Genomic DNA, 2,776 nt, shown 5'->3' with positions numbered 1-2,776 from the left:
CACAGGGTGAATTTATTGCTTTTATGGATTCAGATGATTGGTATCCTGATAAAAAAGTTCTTGAAACTCTTTATACAAATGCAATTGCAAACAAAGTTAAAATAGCTGGAGGATCATTTGTTAGATATTATGCTGATGGTAGAATTGAATCCGAGTTTAGCGGAGTATATAAAGCCTATAAATTTGAAAAAGAAGGTTTGATTAGTTATACAGATTATCAATTTGACTATGGTTATCATCGTTTTATTTATAATTTAGCTATGTTAAAAGAGAATAATATTGTTTTTCCCGATTATCGACGGTTTCAGGATCCACCTTTTTTTGTAAATGCAATGTTAGCAGCAGAGAAATTCTATGCTATCAAATCTCCTGTTTATGCTTATAGAAAGGGGCATCAAGTTATCCAATGGGATATTGCGAAATTAACTGGATTAATAAGAGGTTTGCAGGAGGACCTAATGTTATCACGTCGTAATAAGTTAGCTAATTTGCATGGAATGACGGTTATGCGTCTTGAGAAGGAGTTTAAGAAGATAGTGCTTGAAAATCTTAAGTCTAATATCAGTGAAGGTGTTAAATTTGCACTTTATCGGTTTTATTCAACAATTGATTTAGAGTTGATAGCAGCTTCAACTTTCCCATTTAAGTTTGAAGAATCTGAAATTATTACTAAATTGAAATTTACTTATAATTAGGTTGTGAAGTAGTATTTAATTAATTTTAAAGGATTTCACAAGTGTGAAATCCTTGATCCTATACATTATAGTGAGTATATTATGCAATTGCATGAATTCATGTGTCCAACACCTCTAAAGCTTAATAAAATCAATGTAAAAGAATTGATTAATAATCATCCGAGTAGGTTGGCCATGGGGATGGATTTTGAAGAAAAAAAAATTCATTTTAAGCATGGAAGCTATAGTTTTAAAGAAAATAAAAGCTTAGCAAGAGAAATATTTGGTAGTTATAAGCCTTGGCCTTTGCAAAGTTTTTCTAAACAAATGTTAGATTTAATAAATCAGCCTATTCAAATGATATCTGATTTTGAAGATTGTCGTGGTACTTTGCAAGAAGCTCAGACAGGGCTTAAATATAATTGTTTCACATATAATCGCCTACGGGGTATAGGTGATGAGATTTTGTGGCAACGAGCTGGTTTTTTTGTTCCAAATGAAACTTTAGGATATTGCTTAGATGGGAGAATTATTGATAATAATAATTTTAAAGATAAAATAAATAAAATATATTGGAGAGGTGGATTAAATGGAAGTAATTGGTTAAGTAATGTCAAACGAGATAGTGTTCTTAGTTTAAAAACATTTGATGAGTTTGTTAAGGCTAGATATCGTTATTCACGTATCAATGCAATTTTTTTTGGACAATTACATCCTGAAATAATGGATTTTAAATTAACAGGTACATTTGCTAAAGATTTGATATATACGGATCATCCTAATCTTTGGTCGGAAAATGTTAGTAAAAATTCAATGTTAGATTATAAATACATTTTATGCCCTAATGGTAACGATGTTTCTACACAATTATATTGGGTTATAGGTACAAATTCTTTAGCATTTAAAGAAGATTGTGAATATGAAATAATTCCAGATTTTTTTCTTAAGCCTTGGATTCATTATATACCTGTTTCAAAAGGTTTAAATGATTTAAAGGAGAAGTTTGATTATATTGAAAGAAATCCATCATTAGCAATGAAAATTATTGAAAATGCTAATTCTGCATACAATAGAATAGTGAATTCTAATGAATGGGAAGAAGCAGAATTGATTGTTTTACAAAAATTAGGTTATTTAAAGTAGGTATTAAAAATATGAATATTTATGAAGTTTTCCGAGAGTCAGATCAGTCTTATTTGAGCAAAATTGATAATGAACTGATAATGGTGAAAAATAAAGCTCCTAATTGTTTTATAGGAAGTTTTGATAAAAAACTAGGAGTTTTATTTACTTTAAATCATCTTGTTGATGTTGTTTTTATTGAAGAAAATGAAAGCGGTTTTTCATTTAAATCTATTGAAAGAAAAAAATATTTTACAAGTAAACCATTAAAAGATGATGTTTTATCAAATAGGTTTGTTTGTAATCGCCAATTTAAGAGTGAATGGGAAAAATTTGATTTAAAGGAAGAGGGTAATTTGAAATTATCTCCCCTTTTTTATGAAGAAATCTTAAAAGCTTTACTACATAATATTATTTATAAAAGAGAGGTTATAAATTTAAAATGGTGGAGGGGGAAAGATTTTACTAATTTGGGTGATGAGTTAAATCCTTATGTAGTTTCTTTTGTATCTAATAAGCAAGTTGAATATGTTGAAGATATTAAGGATACAGATATTTTAGGTATAGGATCGATACTTGAGTGGCCGGCTAAAAGGGATCGAGTTTATGAAGTATGGGGTAGTGGTACTTTAGCTCCTCAATTACTCGATGAAAGTAAATATAAAATAAATTTACTTCGTGGACCTTTAACTCAGTCATTACTTCCATCAATAAATAAAGTAGTACCTTATGGAGATCCTGGAATTTTGTGTAGTAAAATATGGCCAATGCAAAAAACTAATAAATATGATTGGGGATTAATTATTCATCATTCTCAATATAATTTAGAATGGGTTCAGAGAATAATTTCTTCAACTAAAAGTATATTGTTTATTGATCTTAAAAATCCAAATTTAAAAGAGATAATGCAGCAAATAAATTCTTGTAAACATATAGCTTCAACTAGTTTGCATGGTTTAATTATAGCAGATAGTTATAAT

Annotated in this window: 3 protein-coding genes; all 3 read left to right on the top strand. The window is 28.7% G+C overall.

What is annotated here, in order from left to right; translation table 11 throughout:
• Positions 1-695, top strand: a 695-nt coding sequence (locus tag QM652_RS14445) for a glycosyltransferase (RefSeq protein WP_415077016.1), incomplete at its 5' end; no start/stop codon positions are given.
• Between the two features lie 81 nt (positions 696-776).
• Positions 777-1,817, top strand: a complete 1,041-nt coding sequence (locus QM652_RS14440) for a glycosyl transferase family 90 (protein WP_415077014.1) — start codon at positions 777-779, stop codon at positions 1,815-1,817.
• An 11-nt stretch (positions 1,818-1,828) separates the two neighbouring features.
• Positions 1,829-2,776, top strand: a 948-nt coding sequence (locus QM652_RS14435) for a polysaccharide pyruvyl transferase family protein (RefSeq protein ID WP_415077012.1), incomplete at its 3' end; no start/stop codon positions are given.

This window comes from Legionella sp. (assembly GCF_047605385.1).
Taxonomy (GTDB): Bacteria; Pseudomonadota; Gammaproteobacteria; order Legionellales; family Legionellaceae; genus Legionella.
Note: the sequence above shows the minus strand (reverse complement) of the source record. Positions and strands in the feature narration are given on the sequence as shown.